Source organism: Paenibacillus albiflavus, from assembly GCF_004344915.1.
In the GTDB taxonomy this organism is placed as follows: domain Bacteria; phylum Bacillota; class Bacilli; order Paenibacillales; family NBRC-103111; genus Paenibacillus_AM; species Paenibacillus_AM albiflavus.
The window spans coordinates 161,820-185,466 of the sequence record NZ_SKFG01000002.1; the positions used below are offsets into that span (position 1 = coordinate 161,820).

Below are 23,647 nucleotides of genomic sequence, written 5' to 3' on the forward strand. Positions count from 1 at the left end.
CGGAGGGAATTTACATGGATTTCGGAAGAGTAGTCACCGCGATGGTGACTCCATTCGATGACAATTTACAAGTTAATTGGAATCAAGTTGAAAGGCTCGTTAATTATTTGATCGAGGAACAGCAAAGTGATACTTTAGTTGTATGTGGTACAACAGGCGAATCACCAACGTTAACAGATGACGAGAAATTACGTCTTTTTGCAGCTGTGAAGACAGCAGTACGCGGTCGCTGCAAAATTATTGCCGGAACAGGATCCAATTCAACAGCACATACAATTCACTTATCCAAAGAAGCAGAGAAGCTTGGTGTTGACGGATTATTGCTTGTTGCGCCTTATTACAATCGTCCTTCACAGGAAGGGATGTATCAGCATTTTAAAGCTGTAGCTGATGCTGTAGAGATTCCCTGCATGATTTATAATGTACCAAGTAGAACATCAGTGAATATTGATGCAGATACGACTATTCGCCTGTCACAAATCCCTAATATCGTTGCAACCAAGGATTGTGCAGACGCAAACCAATTGACACGTATCGTAGCGGGAGCTGCTGAAGGCTTTCGTGTGTATAGTGGGGATGACTCCTCTGCCATTACAGCATTAGCTGTTGGCGCTTACGGCATCGTATCAGTTTCAAGTCATATTGTTGGTAAGGAAATGCAAGTCATGGTACATCGCTTCTTGAATGGAGATGTCATAGGTGCCGCTAAGCTGCATGCGCAGCTGTTGCCGATCTTCAAAGGTATATTCCAATACCCAAGTCCAGGTCCAATCAAGCATGCACTTAATTATAAAGGTTTATCTGTAGGCGGTGTTCGGATGCCGTTAATTCCATTAACGGAAGATGAAGCTGCTTTTGTTCAATCTTTATTATCGTAAAAAAAGGATTATATAAATCGATGCCCTGGTGAAGGGTATCGGTTTTTTTGTTTATAGGTGTATCCCGCTTTATGTGATGCAATAGGAATTTGTTTGCCTTGTTTGGAGAACCTAGAATAACGGTATGTTTGAGGTATGTAATTTTCATTGTTCAGTTAACTTGTAATTGCTTCAACTTATCCTGTATAATGGTGGCAAGTGACTAGGTTCGGTTTCATCATATAAATCGTCGTCAAATAATTTGAGGAGGTATTAGGTTTGTCTAAAAAGAATATTGATAAAGTTACGATTTTTGCCTTAGGCGGCGTAGGCGAGATCGGAAAGAATATGTATGTGGTGCAATATGCGAATGATATTGTAGTTGTTGATAGTGGTCTGAAATTTCCAGACGTTGATATGCTGGGGATCGATGTGGTAATCCCGGATATTACATATCTTCTGGAGAACAAAGATAAAGTTCGCGGTATTTTAATTACGCATGGACATGAGGATCATATTGGTGGTTTGCCATATGTGCTGAAACATCTGAATGTTCCATTGTATGCAACGAAGTTAACACTCGGTCTTATCGAGAACAAGCTTAGGGAAGCGAATTTGTTAGGAGAAACAAAGCGGCATTTGATCAATGCGGATTCAGTGATCAAGCTTGGATCTATTACAGCTTCGTTCTTCAAAACAAATCACAGTATTCCAGATTCCGTCGGAATCGCGCTTGATACACCAGAGGGTGTAATTGTGCATACAGGTGACTTTAAATTTGACCAGACACCAGTTAATGACGAATATGCTGATTTGCACCGCATGGCAGAAATCGGAAGTAAAGGCGTATTAGCATTATTATCAGACTCGACCAATGCGGAGAGACCTGGTCAAACAGGATCCGAGAAAAGTGTCGGGGTTGTAATTGAAGATATATTCCGTAAAGCAAAGCAAAGAGTCATCGTGGCGACATTCGCATCGAATATTCACCGTGTTCAGCAAGTTATTGATGCTTGTGAAGTAACGGGAAGAAAGCTGACCGTAATAGGTCGTTCAATGGTGAATGTGGTGTCGATTGCTTCGGAGCTTGGATATTTGAATGTCCCTGACGGGATGTTAATTGAACCGGAAGAAATTAATCGGCTTTCAGCGGATCGCGTAGCTATTCTGTCAACAGGTTCACAAGGAGAACCGATGTCGGCGCTTACAAGAATGGCGCGTTCTACACATCGGAAGGTAGATATTCTGCCTGGTGATACTGTTGTTATTTCCGCTACTACAATTCCTGGAAATGAGCGAGATGTTGGACGAACAGTTGACGAGTTATACCGTATTGGCGCTAATGTTATTTATGGCTCAGGCTCACAAACAGGTGTGCATGTATCTGGACATGGTTCCCAAGAAGAATTAAAGCTGATGCTTAATTTAATGAAGCCTAAGTTCTTTATCCCAGTTCACGGTGAATACCGTATGTTACGTCAACATGGTTTGCTTGCTGAATCCGTTGGGATTGATAAAAGCAATATTTTCATCCTTGATAATGGGGATACTGTCGAGATTCAGAATGGAGCTGCTCGAAAAGCAGGCAAAGTGCAGGCTGGCAACATCTTAATTGACGGACTTGGCGTAGGCGATGTAGGTAATATCGTTCTGCGTGACCGTAAATTACTATCCCAAGACGGGATCTTAGTTGTTGTCGTTACACTTAGCAAGCAGGATGGCAAAATCATGTCGGGTCCTGATATTATTTCCAGGGGCTTCGTTTATGTTCGTGAGTCGGAAGGCTTGCTAGATGAAGCAAATCGGATTGTAACGAATACATTAACGAAATTAATGAGTGATAATGTGAATGAATGGGCATCACTCAAAACACATGTAAGAGACGCATTAGGACGATTTTTATATGAACAAACCAAGAGAAGACCAATGATTTTACCAATCATTATGGAAGTCTAGCCACAAGTCACTTGAAACAAGAACCGAAACTATGCAAGCTTTCTATATGCACGATGTGCTTATGAGGAAGCTTGCTTTTTTTATGAGGGAATTCAGTTTAAAATCAGTTATCCTATCCCATACTAGTTGAGATATTTCTTGAAAGGGAAAGGATGGAATCTATGCGTAATGAGATGAACAGGTTTCACGATGAAGGCTTTAAGGATCAATTATCCAACAATTTAGTAAATGATGCGTACAGTAAAGAGCCGAATGGTGAGGCAGCTAACGAGCCCACTAACCCGGAGCCGAATGAAACGAATAAAGACAAGAATCCATCGCTTCAGAACATTGAGACATTAGGACAAACGCAGGTAGCAGAAACACCACCTGAGAGTAATATTTTTTGTCTGACGATTATTGGTCAAGTTGAAGGGCATATGGTACTGCCTCCACAGAATAAAACGACAAAATATGAACATCTCATTCCGCAATTAGTCGCGGTCGAACAGAATCCTAAAATCGAAGGTGTACTAATTGTATTAAATACGGTTGGTGGAGATGTGGAAGCGGGTCTTGCTATTGCAGAGATGATAGCTACTTTATCTAAGCCGACGGTTACCTTAGTCTTAGGTGGAGGACACTCAATCGGTGTGCCAATTGCGGTAAGTGCAGATTATTCTTTCATAGCGGATACCGCAACGATGACGATTCATCCTATTCGATTGACTGGACTTGTGATCGGTGTACCGCAATCTTTTGAGTATCTGGATAAAATGCAAGACCGGATCAATCGGTTTGTAACAGGACATTCAAAAGTAACAGAGGCAAAATTCAAAGAGCTTTTGTATAAAACAGGTGAGTTAGCTAGAGATATTGGCACTACAGTTATCGGAACAGACGCCGTGAAGTTTGGTCTAATTGATGCTGTTGGCGGGATTGGAGATGCGATGAAAGAGCTTAGTCGTCGAATCGCTGCCCAACGTTCAGGTGATAAGGGAGTGTCGTAATATGATTCATGATTCGTTAATTCCTCTTGAGCTTGTTTTTGAAGGGATGGACAGCTTTGTGCCGAATTATATCAATGTTGAGATCAGTGGGGTACAAATGCAAGTAGAAGCTCTTGAGGCTGGCAAAGCACGAATTATTCGATTATATAGTCCTGATCCTGCGGATTATTTAAATCCAGCATGGGCACCAGGTTCGATTGTTTATTTGGGTAAGTCTTGATCGCTTCTAAATACGAAAATTTGTTCCCATACTAGTATTCTCCTCCGGGTAAACTATGGTATAATGAGACATTGGAGGTGAGGGTATGGCAAGGAAAAGCAAACGAGGTAAAAAAAATGCCATAAAGAAAAACTTAATGTATGAACTTTACGGGATTCTGATCCTGACGTTCTCAGTCATCGCTCTCGCTGGGCAAGGACATGTCGGACGTACACTTATCAATTTATGCTTTGTTTTTTTTGGTAATCCAATTGGTTATGTACTGCCACTTGTAGCCATAGGTATTGGATTATATATCATGATTAGACGCACCTCGCCACAGATCGTAACGATGCGGAATGTTGGGGTATTCCTGTTCATTCTTTGTTTGGCAGGCTTTAGTCATGTTTCGTTCTATAATGAATTCCCTAAAGAAGTATTCACTTCATCAGGCATGATCTGGTCGATTACATGGGATGAAATTATGAATGCTTTCACAAATTCAGGTACAAGCAATGGATTAATTACGGGAATTGGCGGCGGAGTTGTTGGAGCAACTTTATTCACGATTACTTATTTTCTATTCGATGTTGCAGGTTCCAAGCTTGTGCTAGTCGTCATGACGATTATTTCGGTCATTATGATTACAGGCTTCTCGGTTGTAAATGCAATTGAGCGCTTTAATGGCAAAATCAAGGGCAAAGGTAGATCCAAAGAGAAATTCGCCGCTTGGCTGCGCTCAATGTTAGTAAAGCCCAAATCGGCTAAGCCGGCACTTGCTCAAGAAAGCAAAGTTAGTACATACATAGAGGAAGACGAAGAAGAAGAATTCGTAGAGGAATATACACCTCCAGCCAAGAAACCAAGCTGGTTACAGCGTCTCCAAGCGGATAAATCAAGTAAATCAGCAGCACCTGCACCTGCACGTTCCAGTTATGTTCAAGAAGCTGAGGATGATGAGGAAGAAGGGCTCGAAGAGCTTGAAATGCAGCAAGAGGAAGAGACGCCGCTAATCAGAAGTTTCCAAGATCACGTACTGAATAGTGATGATTCAGAGGATTCGAATGATCAGATTCAGCCAACTCCTATTGCCAATAACAGTCGAAGTCAGCAAGAATCCGATACTGATGAGACAGGCGATTTAACGTTGGCGGGTCTCGAGAAACAAGTCAATACCGTTCCATATGTGATACCATCATTTAGCTTGCTTGCTAAGCCACAAGGCTCAAGACCAGGAGAACAGGCTGATTCCAAGGCTAACGCGAAGAAGCTGGAGGCTACATTAGAAAGTTTCGGTGTACGTGCCAAGGTACTTGAAGTTGTTCATGGACCTGCAGTTACAAGATATGAAATTCAGCCTGATGTCGGGGTAAAGGTCAGCCGTATTGTATCCCTTACGGATGATATTGCTCTAGCGCTTGCGGCTAAGGATATTCGGATGGAGGCGCCAATTCCTGGGAAATCAGCGATTGGTATCGAGGTGCCGAACATGGAGGTTTCCATCGTTACATTGCGCGAAGTGATGGAAACGTCTGCATTCCAGGATGCCTCTTCGCGGCTTACAGTTACATTAGGTCGTGATATTTCAGGACAGCCAATTGTAGGAAATTTAGCGAAAATGCCGCATTTGCTCGTGGCAGGTGCTACAGGCTCAGGTAAGTCCGTTTGTATCAACGGGATTATCACAAGTATCCTCTATAAAGCGAAGCCAAATGAAGTGAAATTCATGATGATCGACCCCAAAATGGTCGAATTGAATGTATATAATGGAATTCCGCATTTGCTTGCACCTGTTGTGACGGATCCAAGACGCGCATCATTAGCGCTGAAGAAGATCGTATCGGAGATGGAGAGACGCTATGAATTATTCTCCAAGAGCTCGACTCGTAACATTGAAGGGTATAATGCCTTATTAACGGAGAATGGCACAGAGGAACCGTTGCCGTATATCGTTGTCATCGTGGACGAGCTTGCTGACCTGATGATGGTCGCAGCACATGATGTGGAGGATGCGATCTGCCGGCTTGCTCAGATGGCACGTGCTGCAGGTATCCACCTCATTATTGCTACGCAGCGTCCATCTGTCGATGTCATTACAGGAGTTATTAAAGCTAATATTCCTTCGCGGATCGCTTTCGGCGTCTCCTCACAAGTTGACTCTCGTACGATTCTGGATATGGTTGGTGCCGAGAAGCTTCTTGGCCGCGGGGATATGCTGTATCTGCCAGTTGGCGCATCTAAGCCGATTCGAGTTCAAGGTGCTTTCTTATCTGATCATGAGGTGGAAGCGGTTGTCAGCTTCGTCAGCTCTCAGGAGAAGGCCGAGTATCAAGAAGAGATGGTACCTGAAATTGAAGATACACCAGACAATGTGGATGAGCATGAAGATGAATTGTTCGACCAAGCCGTCCAAATTGTGTTAGAAGCCAAACAAGCCTCCGTATCTCTGCTGCAGCGTCGTATGCGAATCGGCTATACACGGGCAGCTAGATTAATTGACTATATGGAATCTAAGGGTATTATCGGACCATACGAGGGTAGTAAGCCACGTGAAGTATTGATGTCGATGGAACAGTTTAACCATAGTCGCATCCCTTCCTAAATATTAGCAGTAACGGTTTTGCCGTCTTCTACAGTCGGCAAAACCGTTTTTAGTTTGTGCATAAGATACTTCATCCTTTCTCATAATAAGCCATATCAAAAGGCTAATGGAAGGAAAGGTTGAATAAGGCTATGAACAAGCGATTGATAGTAATTACTTTATGCGCCATCCTGTTATTATTTGCCGGGGTACAATTGAAGGCTGATTTAATGACCAGAGAAACATTTTCCAAGAACTTGGTCAAGTATGGCTCTACTGGTTCTGATGTAAGGGAAATGCAGGGCAGATTGAAATTTCTAGGGTATTTTCATGGCAAAGTGGACGGGATTTTTGGGGATAAGTCACTAGCGGGGCTCAAGAGCTTCCAGAAAGCTTTTGGGATGAAGGTAGATGGACTTCTAGGTCCCAAATCCAAGTTAAAGCTGTGGGAAGCCACTAAGCACTGGAAGCCTACTGCTGAAGAAGTGCAACCTCAGACACCTCAGGCAACAGCCACTAAGCCCAATATAAGCCCATCGGGTCATAAAGGTTATTCTAAAGAGGATATCCAGATTATGGCAAACGCTGTGTATGGAGAGGCTCGTGGTGAGCCCTATGAAGGTCAGGTTGCAGTTGCAGCTGTTATTCTGAATCGAGTGAAGTCATCGAGCTTCCCAAACACAGTGCATGGCGTCATTTTTCAACCAAGGGCATTTACGGCCGTTTCGGATGGTCAGATTTATCTCACTCCGAACGAAACGGCTACTCGAGCTGTACATGATGCAATAAGCGGTGTCGATCCTACAGATGGGTGCGAATATTATTTTAACCCGAAGACAGCTACTTCTCCATGGATTTGGACCAGACCTCAATACAAGACAATTGGGCAGCATATTTTCTGTAGATAAATGGATCTATGTGTTAGGAAAGATGAAGAAGTAACCGCTTTGGTTGCTTCTTCTGTTTCTATATGAATATAATGGAAATACCATGTATGGGAAGGGAGAAAATTGATTAATGACGTTAAATTTCGAGCGAGCCATTACAGGAAATATGCGTATTCACGTCCTGCCTACAGATCGATTTAAAACCTTTGCGATTTCAGTATATATAGGGCAATCACTGGGTGAACAGGTTGTGACACCAACAGCATTAACGCCATTCGTTCTTCGCAGAGGTACGAAGCGTTTGCCAGAAACACAGCAATTTAGAGAGTATCTTGATGAACTATACGGTGCAGGATTCGGATTCGATATTTATAAACGGGGCGATAATCAGCTAGTGCAGTTCCGAATGGATATGATTAATGAGCGGTTTGTTTCTTCATCCGATTCGCTGCTTCGAAGAGCAATCGATTTTATGAGTGATGTTATTACGAAGCCAGCAATTGAAAATAACCATTTTCGAGATAAATATGTTTCAGCCGAAAAAATGACACTGCAGAAAAAAATTGAAGCAATTGTTAATGATAAAATGCGCTATGCGGCTGAACGCTGTATGGAGATTATGAATGATGGAACTCCTTATCGTTTGCATCAACTAGGTAAAATTGCTGATATAGCTTCGATAACATCAGTCAGTCTTTATGAGGGCTATCGCAAATGGCTGCAAGAAGCACCCATTGATATTTACGTCGTAGGAGAGACAACACTTGATGAGGTAAAAACTTTAGTGGAAGAAGCTTTTCAAATCGATCGTCAAGCTTGCTCGTCCTATTCTTCTTTATCATCCAAGCCTGTTACTCGTGATACGAAGACGGTGGTTGAGAAGATGGATGTGGGTCAAGGCAAGCTGAATCTTGGATTATGGTCGAATGTAACTTATGCCGATGAAGGATACGCAGCTGCTTTAATGTATAACGGAATTCTAGGCGGTTATACGCATTCAAAACTATTTACGAACGTTCGTGAAAAAGCATCTTTAGCATATTACGCAGCATCACGATTTGACGGACATAAAGGGATTATTGCGATTCAATCTGGAATCGAGATTCAGAACTACGAGAAGGCAGTCACCATAATTCGCGAACAGATTGAAGCGATGAAGCAGGGTGTAATCTCAGAGGCAGAGATAGAACAAACTCGTGCCATGTTAGGCAATCATTTGAGAGAGCTGCAGGATTCGGCATATGAGTTGATCTCACTTGATTTTAATGCGGTGCTGTCAGGCAAAGAACGGACAATTCAGTCGTTATTGCAGGAGATTGATGAAATTGATTTATCCGCCATTCGCCAAGTAGCAGAGCAAGTACAGTTAGATACCATTTATTTCTTACGAGATAAAGGGGGAGTATAGTGATGGCTATTCAAATCATTCCGTATAAGAGACTTAATGAAACCTTATATGTCGATAGGCTGCCGAATGGATTAACGGTATATGTTCTTCCGAAACAAGGATTCCAGAAAACTTATGCCACATTCGCAACCAAATATGGTTCGATTGATAATCATTTCCAAGCCCAGGGTGCCGAAGAGATGCGGGTACCGGATGGAATCGCACATTTTCTAGAGCACAAGATGTTTGAAGAGCCAGAAGGAGATGTGTTCAATAAATTTTCCACCCTTGGCGCATCTGCCAATGCATTTACGAGCTTTGATCGAACCGTTTATCTGTTCTCTGCAACGGAGCATGTGACCCATAATTTGGAGACGTTGCTGGATTTCGTGCAAAGACCTTATTGGACCGAAGAGAGTGTCGAGAAGGAGAAGGGGATTATCGGGCAAGAGATCAAGATGTATCAAGATAACCCTGATTGGCGCGCCTATTATGGTTTGATCGAAGCGATGTATAAGGTGCATCCGATCCATATTGATATCGCAGGAACGATTGAGTCTATCAGTAAAATTACGAAACAAACGCTGCTCGATTGTTATCATACGTTCTATCACCCAAGCAATATGGTCTTATTCATTGTAGGTGGGGTAGAGCCTAATGAGATTATCCAATTCGTAACCGATAATCAGGCGAGCAAAACATTCCCTAAACAAGGGGAGATTAATCGTTTCTTCGAGCCTGAACCATCCGAAATCAATGAGAAGCAGAGGGTGAGTGAATTTGAGATTTCTTTACCCAAATGCTTGATGGGCTTCAAAGAGGATGCGCCCCGCGTTAAAGGCAAGGAATTGCTTAAGCAGGAATTAACGACTAAGCTAATGATGGATATGCTGTTCTCTGGATCATCACCGATCTATCAGCGTTTATATGATGAAGGACTGATTTCAGATGGGTTCGGCTATGAATATAATTGTGCATTGAACTATGCCTTTTCGATGATTGGCGGGGATACGAAAGACCCTGAACAGCTCATCGCAAGATTAAAACAAGAAATTGGGGCTGTTATGGACTCAGGTATTGATGCAGCTAGTTTTGAGCGAATTCGCAAAAAGAGAATCGGCAGCTTCCTGCGTATGCTCAATTCGCCTGAGGCAATTGCGAATGACTTTACGAAGTATTTATTTAATGGCATGAATATGTTTGACATCTTGCCTATATATGAACAGATGACAGTAGAAGAAGTGAATTCGCGATTACGTGAACATTTTGATTGGAGCCGTTCTGCAGTTAACATCGTTAAATCTAAGTAAGAAAATAAATAATGGGGAAATAGGGAAGAGGAAAAAACGAATGAAGCCGTTTAATGAACAGACCGTGCTAATTACGGGGGCGTCGAGGGGGATCGGCGCTGCGATTGCACACAGATTTGCCTCAATCGGAATGAATGTTGTCATTCACTATTTGCAATCACATGAATTAGCGAATGAGGTTGCTCGTTCTTGTATGCAATACGGATCGAAAGTGATGACCGTTACAGCCGATTTACAGAGCAAAGATCAAATTGACAAAATGTATGAGAAGCTGCAAAGCTACGGGATGCTACCTGATATCTTGATTAATAATGCTGGAATATCCCATTACGGGCTTCTAAGCGATGTGACGGAGGAAGATTGGGATCGGGTCATGTCGATTAATCTCAAAGCGCCATTCTTATGCAGTCAAGCGTTCTTGCCGCATATGATTTCGCAAAAATACGGACGGATTATCAATGTCTCGTCGATCTGGGGAATCGCGGGGGCATCGTGTGAGGTCATCTATTCAACCGCTAAAGGTGGCATTAATGCATTTACGAAGGCGCTTGCCAAAGAGTTAGCACCATCGGGAGTAACCGTCAATGCGGTTGCTCCAGGTGCTGTTGACACGGAAATGATGCAGATGTTTGATGCGTCTGAGAAAAATGACATTGAGAATGATATTCCGATGGGCAGATTCGCGATGCCAGATGAAATTGCCTCACTTGTATATTTTCTAGCATTGCCAGAGTCAAGCTATATTACGGGACAGATTATTTCTCCCAATGGCGGTTGGCTTACATAATGTGCATATTTCTTCTCCTGTTTGTACATCTTATATTTGGATGAATACAGCAATGTTCCAATGAAGGAGGCAATAGAAATATGAGCGTAATGAATGTATTTGACAAATGGAAAGATTTTTTGGGTGATAAAATCGATCAAGCGGAGAGATCAGGGATGGGCGATGAGATGATCAATAAAGCTGCTTATCACATTGGGGATTTTCTCTCAGACAAGGTTGAACCCAAGAATAGCGAAGAAAAAGTACTAAAAGATTTATGGGATGCAGGCAGTGAGGATGAGCAGCGTACACTGGCTCGATTAATGGTTAAAATGGTTGATAAATAATTTAGCAGTGAGAATAGAGCCTCATTAATTGAGGCTTTTTTTTCGTTCTTCTTGCTTGCACAAAACAGAGAATAAAGTAAAATAAAAAAGAGGGATTTTGGACCTAATTATCGAATTTTATTGATGATGAATAATGATTGAATCAACAAATATCTTATTGAACCAATTGAATATAATTTCCAATAACTAATATTTGCAAGGGTGAACTAATTGAAGGATAATGAGATAAAGAACAGTTGTGAACTAAATGAGTGTTGCGAATGGTATTTGGAATACGTCATACATAAGAATAGACCGGGTTTGCTTGGAGATATTACTTCCCTGATGGGTATGCTCGATATTAACATTGTTGCGATTAACGGGATGGATGATCGTACACGTGGGATGATTATTCATGCGGCTGATCATGAAATAGTGGAAATGATGGGTAAAATGTTGAAAAAAGTAAATAATATTACTATCAACGCCCTTCGTCCTCCTAAATTAGTTGATCGTCTAGCAGTAAGACATGGCAGATACATCGAACGCGATACAGATGATCATAAGACATTCCGATTTATCCGCGATGAACTTGGATTACTTGTCGATTTTCTTGGAGAGCTATGTAAGCGTGATGGTCATCAGCTTATTGGACTTCGCGGTATGCCAAGAGTGGGAAAGACAGAGTCGATTATTGCGGGTAGCGTTTGTGCCAGTAAGCGCTGGACGTTCGTGTCTTCGACTTTGCTTCGTCAGACGGTCCGCAACCAAATGTCAGCAGATGAAATGTTGACTAGCAATGTGTTTATTATTGATGGGATCGTATCTACTCTTCGTGCAACAGAGCAGCATAAAGAGCTTCTCCAGGAAATTATGGCGATGCCTGCCGCGAAAGTAATCGAACACCCTGATATTTTTGTGCGTGAATCTCGCTATACGTATGATGATTTTACCTGTATGATTGAATTGCGCAATACACCAGATGAAGTGATTCATTATGATGATTTTACGAACAACATGTAACTGTCTATGAGGAGGTGAGCTTGTGTCACAACTTGGTCAATTACTAAGAGAGACTAGACTCAAGAATAAGGTATCACTTGATGAACTTCAAGAAACAACCAAAATACGTAAAGGCTATTTAGAAGCGATTGAAGATGGCAATTATCGCATCCTGCCAGGGAGTTTTTATGTAAAGGCGTTTATACGGACATATGCAGAGGCACTTGGCATCGATCCGGTAGAGGCACTTAATATGTATAAAATGGAAGCAGCTCCTGAGAAAGAAGAAGAAGTAGCAGTAGAACCGACGATTCGCAAACGCCGTAGAAGCGGTAGGAATACGGAAAAATGGAGTCGCGTTGCATCTACGGTGCTCGTTGTTTCATTTATTGTGCTTATTATTATTGTTATCTATTATTTTAACTATAATAACAGTGACCGCAGTCCTGAAAGTACAGCTGAATCAAACAAAATTACAGAGAAGAATTCACCGCCAACGGATGTATCGCCAACACCAACGATTACTCCAACGCCGACTCCTACACCAACGCCTACTCCGACTCCGCCTGCAGTAGAATTGAAATCAGTTGGCAAAGAGGGTAAGTACGAGGTCTATGAGATTGCGGGTGCTGATAAATTATCCATTTCACTTAATGTAACTGGCAAAGAATGTTGGGTAAGTGCCAAAACGCTAGATGAAAATAACAAGAAGATTGATCTTCCAGCTGGTTCGCTTAAACAAGGCGATAGCAAGAACTGGGAATCAACTCAACCAGTTGAGATCATTCTAGGTGCTGCGGGTGCTGTTGAATTGAAAGTAAACGACATGATTGTACCCGTTGGAGAAGCACTGAATGTCAAAAATATTAAGCTAGTACTTCCAAAATCTTAAGTTTTTTTGAAATGGGAATAGGAGGGTGTGCCGTTATGAGTTCAGAGAGTTCATTTGATATTGTTTCCAAGCTCGATATGCAAGAGATGAACAACGCAGTAACGCAAGCACTTCGTGAAATCGAAACACGATTTGATTTTAAGAATAGCAAAAGCTCAATTACGTTAGAGAAAGAGGAGCTTGTCATCGTTTCGGATGATGAATTTAAGCTTCAAAACGTCCTGGATATTTTATATTCCAAAATGTCCAAAAGAGGGATTTCTCTCAAAAATTTAGACCATGGAAAAGTTGAGCCTGCGGCTTCCCAAACGGTGAAGCAACGCATTAAGCTGCGTTCTGGAATCGATCAAACGAATGCCAAGAAAATCAATGTCATGATTCGCGATTCAAAGCTTAAAGTGAAAAGCCAGATTCAAGGCGACCAGATTCGTGTAACTGGCAAAAGCAAGGATGATTTGCAGCAAGTGATGCAAATGCTTAGATCCGCTGATTTGCCGCTTGAATTGGCATTTATGAACTTCAAATAGAAGTGATTATTAGATAGGAATTCCCTTAGGTATTGCTTGATTATACTTAAGGGTGTTCTTTTTTTGACACCATTTTGACCATATATTATACTTGTTACTACGAACGGCTGTTGTAATGAAACTGGAGGGTTTTTCATCATGTCAGAGAAGGTGAAAGTAGTTACGCTAGGATGCGAGAAGAATCTAGTCGATTCAGAAATTATGGCTGGATTAATTCATCAGCGCGGATATGGCCTAGTGGAAGATAAAGAAGAAGCAACTATTATTATTGTGAACACTTGCGGTTTCATTGACGCTGCCAAGGAAGAGTCGGTTAATACGATCCTAGAGCTTGCCGATCTGAAGCAAACTGCGAACCTAAAAGCATTAATCGTTTCAGGCTGCTTGACACAAAGATACAAAGAGCAGCTCATGGAAGAAATGCCTGAGATTGATGGTATCGTAGGAACAGGTGATTTTCACAATATCAATGAAATCGTGGATGCTGCACTTGCGGGTAAGAAGCCGATTTATGTGGGCAATCCGATTTTTAACTATGAGCAGATATTGCCTAGAAGGGTGACAACACCTCGCTATACGGCTTTTGTCAAAATTGCTGAGGGCTGCGATAATGCGTGTACGTTCTGCTCCATTCCGATCATGCGTGGTAAATTCCGCAGCAGATCGATGGAATCTATTCTTGCTGAGGTGACTAGCTTAGCTTCTCAAGGGGTTAAGGAAGTTAGTCTGATCGCACAAGATTCTACGAATTATGGAACGGATTTATATGAAGGGTTCCAATTGCCTGCTTTGCTTAATAAGGTAAGCGAAGTACCAGGCATTGAATGGGTACGATTGCATTATACTTATCCAGGATTCTTCACAGATGAGTTGATTGAGACGATCGCATCGAATCCGAAGATTTGTAAATACGTCGACGTTCCGTTGCAGCACAGTGAGGATTCGATTCTGAAGCGGATGAGAAGACCAGGCAGACAGAAGGATGCGCGTGAATTGATCCGCAAAATTCGCGAGCGTATGCCGAATGTGGCAATTCGTACTTCGATTATTGTTGGCTTCCCTGGCGAAACAGAGGATGACTTCGAGCGTCTGAAGGAATTCATCGCTGAAGTGGAATTAGATCGTCTTGGCGTATTTACGTATTCATTTGAAGAAGATACACCTGCTGCACGCTTGCCAGGTCATTTACCTGAAGAGGTGAAGGAATTCCGTGCGAATACACTCATGGAATTGCAACGCAGCATTTCAGATAAACGTGGCGGCAGACGACTCGGTGAAGAGCTTGATGTGCTTATCGAGCGTTATGATGGTAGAAGCGACGTGTACATCGGAAGATCACAGTACGATGCCCCTGAAATTGACGGAGAAGTATTTGTAACGGGTAAAAATATTCAGATCGGTGAAATAGCAAAAGTACGTGTGACACATTCTTTTGAATTTGACTTATCTGGGGTGGTAGTAGAATGAATCAAATGAACCTGGCGAATAAGATAACAATCACAAGAATTTTCCTTGTCCCGATTATTATGTTCTTCTTACTAATTCAAGTGCAATTTCCTGAGATTGTGGTTCAAAATTTCAGCATTACGTACAACCAAATTATTGCTGCGCTTATTTTCATCATTGCAGCAAGTACGGATTCACTTGATGGGTATATCGCTAGGAAAAATAAGCTTGTCACGAATTTAGGCAAGCTGCTTGATCCGCTCGCAGATAAGCTTTTGGTGACGGCTGTGCTAGTTTCCTTAGTCGAGATGAACAAGCTCTATGCCTGGATAGCTGTTGTTATTATTTCACGTGAATTTGCGGTCACAGGCCTGCGTCAAATTGCTTTGTTGGAAGGCAAAGTGATTGCGGCAAGCAAATGGGGCAAACTCAAAACGGCGGCTCAAATTACAGCGATTATCGCTCTATTAATTAACAATTTCCCATTTGCATTTATCGATGTTCCATTTGATCTAATTGCATCTTGGGTAGCAGCGATTATTACTGTATACTCCGGTATAGATTATTTCGTTAAGAATAAGCATGTTCTTGATTTTTCGGATAAAGCATAATAAAGGATTATGATCCACCTTATGGAGCGGTCTTGTCATCCTAATCTGGATGGTAAGGCTGCTTTATTATTATTGATAAGTTATGGGGGCATGGAGGATGAAGGCGGAAATTATCGCGGTTGGAACAGAGCTGCTCTTGGGCCAAATTGTGAATACGAATGCGCAGTTTTTGTCGCAAGAGTTAGCGCTAATGGGGATAGGCGTATATTTTCAAACCGTTGTAGGGGATAACGAAAATAGATTGCGTGAAGCACTGCGTCTTGCTTCGTCCCGTGCAGATCTCATCGTGTGCACAGGTGGAATCGGCCCTACGCAGGATGATTTGACGAAGGATGTGCTCGCCTCCTTCTTGAATCACCAATTAGTGATGCATGAACCATCGCTTACGAAGATTACTTCGTTCTATGAAGCGAGAGGCACACATATGGTGGAAAGCAATAAGCGCCAAGCGCTCATGATTGAAGGTAGTGAGCCTTTAATGAATGAGACCGGAATGGCTGTCGGGAATGGTCTTTCCGCAAACAATAATCACTACATCGTTCTACCGGGACCGCCAAGCGAGATGCGTCCTATGTTCACCAATTATGCGAAACCGTGGCTGCGAGGCGTCATGCAGGAAGAAACGCCGCTTCGCTCCAAAATGCTCATGTTCGGCGGAATTGGCGAGTCAATGCTTGAAGAGCGGCTGATTGATCTGATTGGGGCACAATCAGATCCTACGATCGCGCCTTATGCGAAGGAAGGCGAGGTGGCCATCCGTCTGACGACACGCGCAGCGACGGAAGAAGAGGCGAATCTCAAATTCTCCTCAGTTGAAGCAGAGATTCGCAGTCGGATCGGCGACCATCTGTACGCCGATAAGGAGATGTCATTGGAAGCAGCTATACAAGAGCTGCTTATCGCTCGCGGAGAGACGTACGCAGTGGCAGAGAGCTGCTCAGGCGGCAGGCTGAGCGATCTGATCACTGCGCTGCCTTGCAGCTCCGCGGTGTTCAAGGGCGGCATCGTTTGTTACACGAACGATGTGAAGCATCGGCTGCTTGGCGTGCCGATGGAAGTGCTTGAAGGCGCTGACGCGCCAGGCGCGGTGTCAGCTGAGACAGCGGAGCTGCTTGCACGCGGTGCGCTGCAAGCTACTGGCGCTAACTACGCCGTATCAATCACCGGCGTAGCGGGACCGGCTTCTTCCGAAGGGAAGCCGGTGGGGCTCGTGTACATCGGCTACGCGGACGTACATGGACGCACGCATGTGCAGAAGAGGCAGACTTATGGCAACCGCGAGTCGATTAAACTGCGCTCATCCAAAAGCGCGCTTTATTTACTGTGGAGCATGCTGAAGCAGTCATAAACCGCTTGCAAAGCTGCCACAGTTAAGCTATAATTCAATTACCGTTAACGGAAGAACCGTAACAAAGCAGCCCTTTGTTACGGTTTTTTATTTATATGACACAAAAAAACCGAATATATGTTCGAAAAAACACTTGGCAACAATGTAAAAAGCAGTTATTATATATCTATAATGAAAAAAGGAAGTGACGGTTTTGACGGATCGTAAAGCTGCATTAGAAATGGCACTGCGCCAGATAGAAAAGCAATTCGGTAAAGGCTCCATCATGAAACTTGGAGAATCTGCACATTCAATAATAGAAACTGTACCAAGTGGTTCCATTGCATTAGATATCGCATTAGGCGTAGGCGGCTTCCCGCGCGGACGTATTATTGAGGTATATGGACCTGAATCTTCAGGTAAAACAACGGTTGCTTTGCACGCGATTGCAGAAGTGCAGAGAACTGGTGGACAAGCTGCTTTCATCGATGCTGAGCATGCTTTGGACCCCAAATATGCTAGCGCATTAGGCATTAATATTGATGAATTGTTATTATCGCAGCCAGATACAGGTGAGCAGGCGCTTGAAATTGCAGAAGCTCTAGTACGCAGTGGTGCTGTGGATATTATCGTAGTCGATTCCGTTGCTGCACTTGTACCGAAGGCAGAGATTGAAGGCGATATGGGTGATTCTCATGTTGGCTTGCAAGCTCGTTTAATGTCACAAGCACTACGTAAGCTATCAGGCGCAATTAATAAATCGAACGTTATCGCGATCTTTATTAACCAGCTTCGTGAGAAGATTGGCGTCATGTTCGGTAATCCTGAGACAACACCAGGTGGACGCGCGCTTAAATTCTATTCTTCCATTCGTCTTGATGTGCGTCGTATTGAGACATTGAAGCAAGGCAATGATATGGTAGGGAATAGAACTAGAATTAAAGTAGTGAAGAATAAAGTAGCTCCTCCGTTCAAGCAAGCGGATATCGATATTATGTATGGTGAAGGTATTTCCAAGGAAGGCAGTATCATTGACATCGGAACTGAGATGGATATCGTGAACAAGAGTGGTGCATGGTATTCCTACAATAATGAGCGTCTTGGCCAAGGTCGTGAGAATGCGAAGCAGTTCTTGAAGGAGAATCCTCAGATGGCTGACGAGATCGAGAAGAAAATTCGCGACAACAGCAATCTAGTGCCAACTGTAAACCATACAGATGAAGTAGAAGAGGAAGAAGACTTCGAGCTGGAAGATCTATAAACGATCAGATGAACGTGATGCTTCGATGTTATATGCAATTTTATAATTAGAAACGGTAGGTTAGATGAACAGCACTTTTACATCGAATGTATGTAGAAGTGCTGTTACTTTCATATAGGATGACAACATCAAGAATGGTCCATCATCACAGTACGCACTATGCTATGTACAGAACGAGGAGGGGTGATCTGGATGGAAGATAACGATCATAACCAATCCACACATGCCATTATTACCAAGGTGGAACTACAAGCGCGCAAGAAGAATCGATATAACATCTATATTAATGAAGAATATGCTTTCTCGCTTCATGAGGATATGCTGATCAAGCATCGCCTGATGAAGGGGGATTTAATAGATCGCACCTTATTGGAAAAGGTCATGCAGGATGAAGAACGTCATGCTGCTTACTTGAAGGGTCTAAGAATATTAGGTAGGAGACCGCATTCGAGACTGGAAATGAAACAGAAGCTAGGGCAATCTGGCTACGATGCTAGGGTGTGCGAATACGCAATTGAACGATTGCTTGAGCAGGGGTATTTGAATGATGCGATGTTCGCACAGCAGCTTGCGGATCAGCGGATAGCTTTCAATCATAAAGGGCGTAATTATGTTCGCTATGAGCTCAAAGCCAAGGGGATCAGTAAGGATGAAATTGCGCAGGCGCTTGAAGCACTGGACGATGATGCCGAATTTGAAGCAGCTCTGACACTTGCACAGCGTAAATGGAATAGTACATCTGGTACACAGGTCGATAAAAAGCGTAAAACAATGGGGCTATTGCTGCGCAGAGGCTATACGCAATCACTTGTCAGACGTGTCATGGAACATGTGCAGCAAACGACAGAATTCGATGAAGATCTATTTGATTAAGCAAGCTGAAGGTAATTCTCGAAATATAAGAATGTATAAGTTTTACACCATACATGGATATTTTTCGCAGAAACGCATCCGCCCATCAGGAAAGTGAGACCGTTTCTTCTTACTTAATCCAGTTATCTTGTTCACGTTACCTTGACAATCCTCTTCGACAAAAGCTAAAATAAAATTGTATATTTTCTATATCAATTTCATATTGTATTATGATTTTGATGGACTCATCGTAAAAAACGCCAATTTTTACTTATGGGTAATTGAACCAACAAGCACAGAGGATGCTGTGCGATAATCGTTCGTGATCTAGAATTTATAACTTTGATGTCATAAATTCTATAAATCACTTTAAGAAACGCCCCGTACTTGTAAGGACGGCATAATCGTTACTTCTGACGAAAAACGGGATAAGCTTTGCTTGTCTTAGGTTTTATCATTAGGAATAAGACGATCGAAAGGCGCTTCAACTTGTCTGATTCATTTACGGCAATGGAAAAGACTTATGCTGACAAAACAATTTAAAATCGGATTAAAAAACCGAACATCCCAAGATAACACTTGGAGAATCGACGGGGAGGTGAACTTAACGCCTATGGAAGCCTGGGTATGGATCATCATCGTTCTCGTTGTTGGCTTCGTTTTCTTATGGATTGGTTATTTTATCCGCAAATCTCTTGCAGAAGCAAAAATTTCTAGTGCCGAAGTTGCAGCCGTTCAAATTAAAGAGTCAGCCATGAAAGATGCTGAAGCACTGAAGAAAGAAACGGTTCTGGAAGCTAAAGATGAAGTGTATAAGCTCAGAACTGAAGCTGAAAAAGACATTCGTGAGCGTCGCAATGAAATGGGACGACAAGAAAGACGACTGTTGCAAAAAGAGGAATCGCTGGATAAGAAAATAGAATCTCTTGAACGAAAAGAGGAACAAGTCGCCAACAAAGAGAAACGAATTGAAGAAACACAAACACAGATTAGTGAACTGTATAAAGCACAAGTAGCTGAACTGGAACGAATTTCTGGTCTAACGATGGAGGAAGCGAAGAATATCATTCTGACCAATGTAGAACAAGAAGTTCGCCACGAAGCAGCTCAAATGATTAAAGAAATCGAAACACATGCTAAAGAAGAAGGCGACAAGAAAGCAAAAGAAGTAATTACTCTTGCGATCCAGCGCTGCGCTGCAGATCACGTAGCCGAAACTACGGTATCTGTTGTATCCCTTCCGAATGAAGAGATGAAAGGCCGAATCATTGGTCGTGAAGGACGTAATATTCGTGCTCTTGAGACGCTAACAGGTATCGATCTCATCATTGATGATACACCTGAAGCAGTTATTCTCTCAGGTTTTGATCCAATTCGTCGTGAAATTGCCCGCAATTCTCTTGAGAAATTAGTAGCGGATGGACGTATTCATCCAGCTCGTATCGAAGAGATGGTTGAGAAATCTCGTAAAGAGGTTGACGAGCGCATCCGTGAATACGGGGAGCAAGCAACTTTCGAGGTTGGCGTACACGGCTTGCATCCTGACCTTATCAAGATTCTGGGTAGACTTCGTTTCAGAACAAGTTATGGTCAGAATGTATTGAAACACTCGATGGAAGTAGCTTATTTATCCGGATTGATGGCTGGAGAACTCGGTGAAGACGTAACTTTGGCGAAACGTGCCGGGCTTTTACATGACATTGGTAAGGCGCTTGATCACGAGGTTGAAGGATCACATGTTGAGATTGGTGTTGAAATCGGGAAGAAATACAAGGAACATCCTGTTGTTATCAACGCGATTGCATCCCACCATGGAGACTGTGAAGCAACTTCGATCATTGCGATGCTGGTTGGTGCAGCTGATGCTTTATCAGCAGCTAGACCAGGAGCAAGACGTGAGACACTTGAGACGTACATCAGACGACTTGAGAAGCTCGAAGAAATTACGGAGTCATTCGAAGGTGTTGAGAAATCATACGCAATTCAAGCAGGACGTGAAGTGCGTGTCATGGTACAGCCTGAGAAAATTGACGATACGGAATCATTCCGCTTAGCGCGCGATATCACGAAGAAAATTGAAGAAGAGCTCGATTATCCGGGTCACATTAAAGTAACCGTAATCCGTGAAACACGTGCTGTTGAATACGCGAAGTAAATAGTTTACACTAGAAAAGTGGCTGACATAGCCACTTTTCATTTTGTCTAGAGTCTAGAATAACCTTAAATAGATAGACGCAAAATTGTGCAAGTTGGGAGTGGATGGTCATTCAAGTTATATTTATTGGAGATATCGTCGGTTCAGTCGGTCGTAAGGCACTTCGTGCGGTATTGCCTGCCATTAAGACGCAGTATCCTCGCGCTTTGTTAATTGCGAATGGGGAGAATGCAGCTGGTGGACGCGGAATTACGCAGCAGATTGCAAGAGAATTCTATGAGCAAGGAATTAGCGCGATCACACTCGGTAATCACACATGGGATCAGAAGGAAATCTTCGATTTCATTGATGATGAGAGCCGAATGATCAGACCCGCCAATTTCCCTGAAGGAACACCTGGTCTTGGTTCAACAGTAGTTAAGGCCAAAGAAGGGGAAGTGCTCTTAATCAATCTGCAGGGACGTACTTTTCTTCCGCCGATTGATTGCCCATTCCGTAAGGTGGATGAGATCCTAGAGGAAGCACAGGGCCGTTATAAATACATTATCGTTGATTTCCATGCGGAAGCGACGTCTGAGAAGATAGCCATGGGCTGGTATTTGGATGGAAGAGTATCTGCTGTCGTCGGCACGCACACACATGTACAAACACATGATGAGCGTATTCTGCCGCACGGAACGGCTTGTTTAACTGATATTGGGATGGTTGGGCCAAGAGATGGTATTCTGGGAATGGAACGGAATGCAGTGATTCAAAAATTTGTCACGCAGCTGCCTGTTCGCTTTAATGTAGATGAGGGCAAATGGCATTTCCATGCAGTATTTATCGAATTTAACGACTCAACTGGACTAGCAGAATCAATTAAATTGATTCGTTATGACGAAGATAGTTTTATTTTTGCATAATCTTTTTTAATCCTGAGTTGGAAGAAGAAGGAATTTAGGGTTCCCTTCGCGAATAGACATGATAATGGAATTTATTAGCTATTCCTAGGGAGGAACTTATTCATGGAAGTATTAAAAGTTTCAGCAAAATCCAATCCAAACTCCGTAGCAGGTGCACTTGCTGGCGTGCTACGGGAACGTGGTGCCGCAGAGCTTCAAGCGATTGGAGCGGGTGCGCTAAATCAAGCAATCAAGGCAGTTGCAATTGCTCGAGGATTCGTAGCGCCTAGTGGAGTAGACTTAATTTGTGTACCAGCTTTCACAGACATTGTCATAGACGGAGAAGATCGTACAGCAATTAAGCTGATCGTAGAGCCTCGATAGTGGTATAATCCAAAGAGAGCCCTGAATAAGGGCTTTTCTTTATGAATAAATGATAAAACATAATTTACGGAGGTGTGTGAAGAAATGGTAATCGATGGACATTGCGATGTCTTGTATAAGTTATTCAGCAACAAGCAATTGCAGTTTGATGCGCATGGTCAGGATATCATCCTTCAAGCAGGCCTGCCTAGACTTATTGAAGGCGGCGTTAAGCTGCAGTTCTGTGCCATTTTTATAGATGAGGATGAGGTTGGAACGCCTACATTCAGACATGTACTCGAATATGTAGACATATACGATAAGCAGCTGTTAAGTCAGCCGATGATTCATCCTGTACTTAGCAAAGCTGACCTATCTGTGATGAATGAAGATGGTAAACTCGGAACCTTATTACATATCGAGGGTGCTGATGCTTTAGAAGGCGATCTCATGCTGCTTCGTATGGTTTACCGATTAGGTGTTCGGACGATGGGGCTCACTTGGAATTATAGCAATTGGGCGGCGGATGGAGCCGTAGAGCCAAGACAAGGCGGTCTGACAACGAAGGGCAGAAAATTCATTCGAGAGTGCGAACGAATTGGCATTATCCTGGACGTTTCTCATTTATCAGAACGCGCTTTTTGGGATTTGGAAAAAGAAACCAAAAAGCCATTTTTTGCATCCCATTCAAATGTTTATGATATTTGTCCGCATAATCGCAATTTGCGGCGTGACCAGCTTCAAGCGATCCTCGATCGTGATGGTCTTGTCGGGCTTACATTTGTTCCTTATTTTGTAAAACAGGATAAGGATGCAACGATCGATGATTTCTTAAGACATGTCGATTATGTGTGTGCGCTTGGCGGCGCGGATAAGCTGGCATTTGGTTCGGATTTTGATGGATTTTCTCAAATGATTCCTGGACTTGAGCATGCTGGCCATTTCGTGAACTTAGCGAATGAACTGTATAAGCGGTATAAGCCGGAAGAAGTAGAAGGCTTCTTATTTGGAAATTGGCATCGTTTTTTAAGTCATAATTTGCCAGATTAAGACTTAAAATCCATCTAAA

General features: G+C 42.8%; 22 protein-coding genes. All 22 read left to right on the plus strand.

The features are described from left to right. The first annotated feature begins 14 nt into the window (after positions 1-14). The 22 genes from dapA (at position 15) to E0485_RS04020 (ending at position 23,628) form a co-directional block, all read left to right on the plus strand. Entirely contained in the window at positions 15-878 is an 864-nt protein-coding gene (gene dapA / locus E0485_RS03915; RefSeq protein ID WP_132416664.1) for a 4-hydroxy-tetrahydrodipicolinate synthase, read from the plus strand. Positions 879-1,136: 258 nt separating this feature from the next. Then, positions 1,137-2,813 (plus strand): ribonuclease J, encoded by a 1,677-nt coding sequence (locus tag E0485_RS03920; protein WP_132416665.1) that lies wholly within the window; start codon positions 1,137-1,139, stop codon positions 2,811-2,813. A 161-nt stretch (positions 2,814-2,974) separates the two neighbouring features. Next, on the plus strand, positions 2,975-3,802 hold the full coding sequence (locus E0485_RS03925) for a ClpP family protease (protein WP_235857394.1): 828 nt from the start codon (positions 2,975-2,977) through the stop codon (positions 3,800-3,802). 1 nt (position 3,803) lies between these two features. After that, positions 3,804-4,022: a YlzJ-like family protein gene (locus tag E0485_RS03930; RefSeq protein WP_132416666.1), complete on the plus strand. Its 219-nt coding sequence runs from the start codon at positions 3,804-3,806 to the stop codon at positions 4,020-4,022. Between the two features lie 85 nt (positions 4,023-4,107). Then, positions 4,108-6,603, plus strand: coding sequence for an FtsK/SpoIIIE family DNA translocase (locus E0485_RS03935; RefSeq protein WP_132416667.1), 2,496 nt, complete (start codon positions 4,108-4,110; stop codon positions 6,601-6,603). 131 nt (positions 6,604-6,734) lie between these two features. After that, positions 6,735-7,490, plus strand: coding sequence for a spore cortex-lytic enzyme (sleB, locus tag E0485_RS03940; protein WP_132416668.1), 756 nt, complete (start codon positions 6,735-6,737; stop codon positions 7,488-7,490). 109 nt (positions 7,491-7,599) lie between these two features. Then, on the plus strand, positions 7,600-8,877 hold the full coding sequence (gene yfmF / locus E0485_RS03945) for an EF-P 5-aminopentanol modification-associated protein YfmF (protein WP_132416669.1): 1,278 nt from the start codon (positions 7,600-7,602) through the stop codon (positions 8,875-8,877). 8 nt (positions 8,878-8,885) lie between these two features. Then, complete coding sequence (gene yfmH, locus E0485_RS03950; protein WP_132416879.1) at positions 8,886-10,166, plus strand: EF-P 5-aminopentanol modification-associated protein YfmH; 1,281 nt, start codon at positions 8,886-8,888, stop codon at positions 10,164-10,166. 40 nt (positions 10,167-10,206) lie between these two features. Continuing rightward, complete coding sequence (gene ymfI / locus E0485_RS03955) at positions 10,207-10,953, plus strand: elongation factor P 5-aminopentanone reductase (protein ID WP_132416670.1); 747 nt, start codon at positions 10,207-10,209, stop codon at positions 10,951-10,953. Positions 10,954-11,033: 80 nt separating this feature from the next. Next, entirely contained in the window at positions 11,034-11,279 is a 246-nt protein-coding gene (locus E0485_RS03960; protein WP_132416671.1) for a DUF3243 domain-containing protein, read from the plus strand. A gap of 210 nt (positions 11,280-11,489) precedes the next feature. Then, the gene (locus E0485_RS03965) at positions 11,490-12,281 is read left to right on the plus strand and encodes a YmfK family protein (RefSeq protein ID WP_235857396.1); all 792 of its coding nucleotides are present in this window, start codon (positions 11,490-11,492) and stop codon (positions 12,279-12,281) included. Between the two features lie 22 nt (positions 12,282-12,303). Beyond that, positions 12,304-13,152: a helix-turn-helix domain-containing protein gene (locus tag E0485_RS03970; RefSeq protein WP_132416672.1), complete on the plus strand. Its 849-nt coding sequence runs from the start codon at positions 12,304-12,306 to the stop codon at positions 13,150-13,152. A 35-nt stretch (positions 13,153-13,187) separates the two neighbouring features. Then, the gene (locus E0485_RS03975; RefSeq protein WP_132416673.1) at positions 13,188-13,679 is read left to right on the plus strand and encodes a YajQ family cyclic di-GMP-binding protein; all 492 of its coding nucleotides are present in this window, start codon (positions 13,188-13,190) and stop codon (positions 13,677-13,679) included. Between the two features lie 138 nt (positions 13,680-13,817). Next, a complete protein-coding gene (rimO, locus tag E0485_RS03980; RefSeq protein WP_132416674.1) occupies positions 13,818-15,146 on the plus strand; it encodes a 30S ribosomal protein S12 methylthiotransferase RimO in 1,329 nt (442 codons plus the stop codon). Between the two features lie 5 nt (positions 15,147-15,151). Next, complete coding sequence (gene pgsA, locus E0485_RS03985; protein ID WP_132416881.1) at positions 15,152-15,736, plus strand: CDP-diacylglycerol--glycerol-3-phosphate 3-phosphatidyltransferase; 585 nt, start codon at positions 15,152-15,154, stop codon at positions 15,734-15,736. A gap of 97 nt (positions 15,737-15,833) precedes the next feature. Further along, positions 15,834-17,084: a competence/damage-inducible protein A gene (locus tag E0485_RS03990; protein ID WP_132416675.1), complete on the plus strand. Its 1,251-nt coding sequence runs from the start codon at positions 15,834-15,836 to the stop codon at positions 17,082-17,084. Between the two features lie 193 nt (positions 17,085-17,277). After that, the gene (gene recA, locus E0485_RS03995; RefSeq protein ID WP_132416676.1) at positions 17,278-18,324 is read left to right on the plus strand and encodes a recombinase RecA; all 1,047 of its coding nucleotides are present in this window, start codon (positions 17,278-17,280) and stop codon (positions 18,322-18,324) included. A 192-nt stretch (positions 18,325-18,516) separates the two neighbouring features. After that, entirely contained in the window at positions 18,517-19,197 is a 681-nt protein-coding gene (locus tag E0485_RS04000) for a regulatory protein RecX (protein ID WP_132416677.1), read from the plus strand. 592 nt (positions 19,198-19,789) lie between these two features. Continuing rightward, the gene (rny, locus tag E0485_RS04005; RefSeq protein ID WP_132416678.1) at positions 19,790-21,331 is read left to right on the plus strand and encodes a ribonuclease Y; all 1,542 of its coding nucleotides are present in this window, start codon (positions 19,790-19,792) and stop codon (positions 21,329-21,331) included. Between the two features lie 110 nt (positions 21,332-21,441). After that, entirely contained in the window at positions 21,442-22,236 is a 795-nt protein-coding gene (locus tag E0485_RS04010; RefSeq protein ID WP_132416882.1) for a TIGR00282 family metallophosphoesterase, read from the plus strand. A 102-nt stretch (positions 22,237-22,338) separates the two neighbouring features. Then, on the plus strand, positions 22,339-22,599 hold the full coding sequence (locus tag E0485_RS04015; RefSeq protein ID WP_005550495.1) for a stage V sporulation protein S: 261 nt from the start codon (positions 22,339-22,341) through the stop codon (positions 22,597-22,599). An 84-nt stretch (positions 22,600-22,683) separates the two neighbouring features. After that, positions 22,684-23,628 carry a dipeptidase gene (locus E0485_RS04020; protein WP_132416679.1) on the plus strand — a complete coding sequence of 315 codons (945 nt, stop codon included), beginning with the start codon at positions 22,684-22,686 and terminating at the stop codon, positions 23,626-23,628. The last annotated feature ends 19 nt before the right edge of the window (positions 23,629-23,647 follow it).

Bases quoted from the DNA above. Each gene is read 5' to 3' on its own strand.
- E0485_RS04000 (WP_132416677.1), top strand. From the start codon at position 18,517: ATGGAAGATAACGATCATAACCAATCCACACATGCCATTATTACCAAG.
- E0485_RS03925 (WP_235857394.1), top strand. From the start codon at position 2,975: ATGCGTAATGAGATGAACAGGTTTCACGATGAAGGCTTTAAGGATCAA.
- E0485_RS03935 (WP_132416667.1), top strand. From the start codon at position 4,108: ATGGCAAGGAAAAGCAAACGAGGTAAAAAAAATGCCATAAAGAAAAAC.
- E0485_RS03990 (WP_132416675.1), top strand. From the start codon at position 15,834: ATGAAGGCGGAAATTATCGCGGTTGGAACAGAGCTGCTCTTGGGCCAA.
- E0485_RS03930 (WP_132416666.1), top strand. From the start codon at position 3,804: ATGATTCATGATTCGTTAATTCCTCTTGAGCTTGTTTTTGAAGGGATG.
- ymfI (WP_132416670.1), top strand. From the start codon at position 10,207: ATGAAGCCGTTTAATGAACAGACCGTGCTAATTACGGGGGCGTCGAGG.
- E0485_RS04015 (WP_005550495.1), top strand. From the start codon at position 22,339: ATGGAAGTATTAAAAGTTTCAGCAAAATCCAATCCAAACTCCGTAGCA.
- E0485_RS03975 (WP_132416673.1), top strand. From the start codon at position 13,188: ATGAGTTCAGAGAGTTCATTTGATATTGTTTCCAAGCTCGATATGCAA.
- dapA (WP_132416664.1), top strand. From the start codon at position 15: ATGGATTTCGGAAGAGTAGTCACCGCGATGGTGACTCCATTCGATGAC.
- E0485_RS03960 (WP_132416671.1), top strand. From the start codon at position 11,034: ATGAGCGTAATGAATGTATTTGACAAATGGAAAGATTTTTTGGGTGAT.
- rny (WP_132416678.1), top strand. From the start codon at position 19,790: ATGGAAGCCTGGGTATGGATCATCATCGTTCTCGTTGTTGGCTTCGTT.
- rimO (WP_132416674.1), top strand. From the start codon at position 13,818: ATGTCAGAGAAGGTGAAAGTAGTTACGCTAGGATGCGAGAAGAATCTA.
- sleB (WP_132416668.1), top strand. From the start codon at position 6,735: ATGAACAAGCGATTGATAGTAATTACTTTATGCGCCATCCTGTTATTA.
- E0485_RS04020 (WP_132416679.1), top strand. From the start codon at position 22,684: ATGGTAATCGATGGACATTGCGATGTCTTGTATAAGTTATTCAGCAAC.
- yfmF (WP_132416669.1), top strand. From the start codon at position 7,600: ATGACGTTAAATTTCGAGCGAGCCATTACAGGAAATATGCGTATTCAC.
- pgsA (WP_132416881.1), top strand. From the start codon at position 15,152: ATGAACCTGGCGAATAAGATAACAATCACAAGAATTTTCCTTGTCCCG.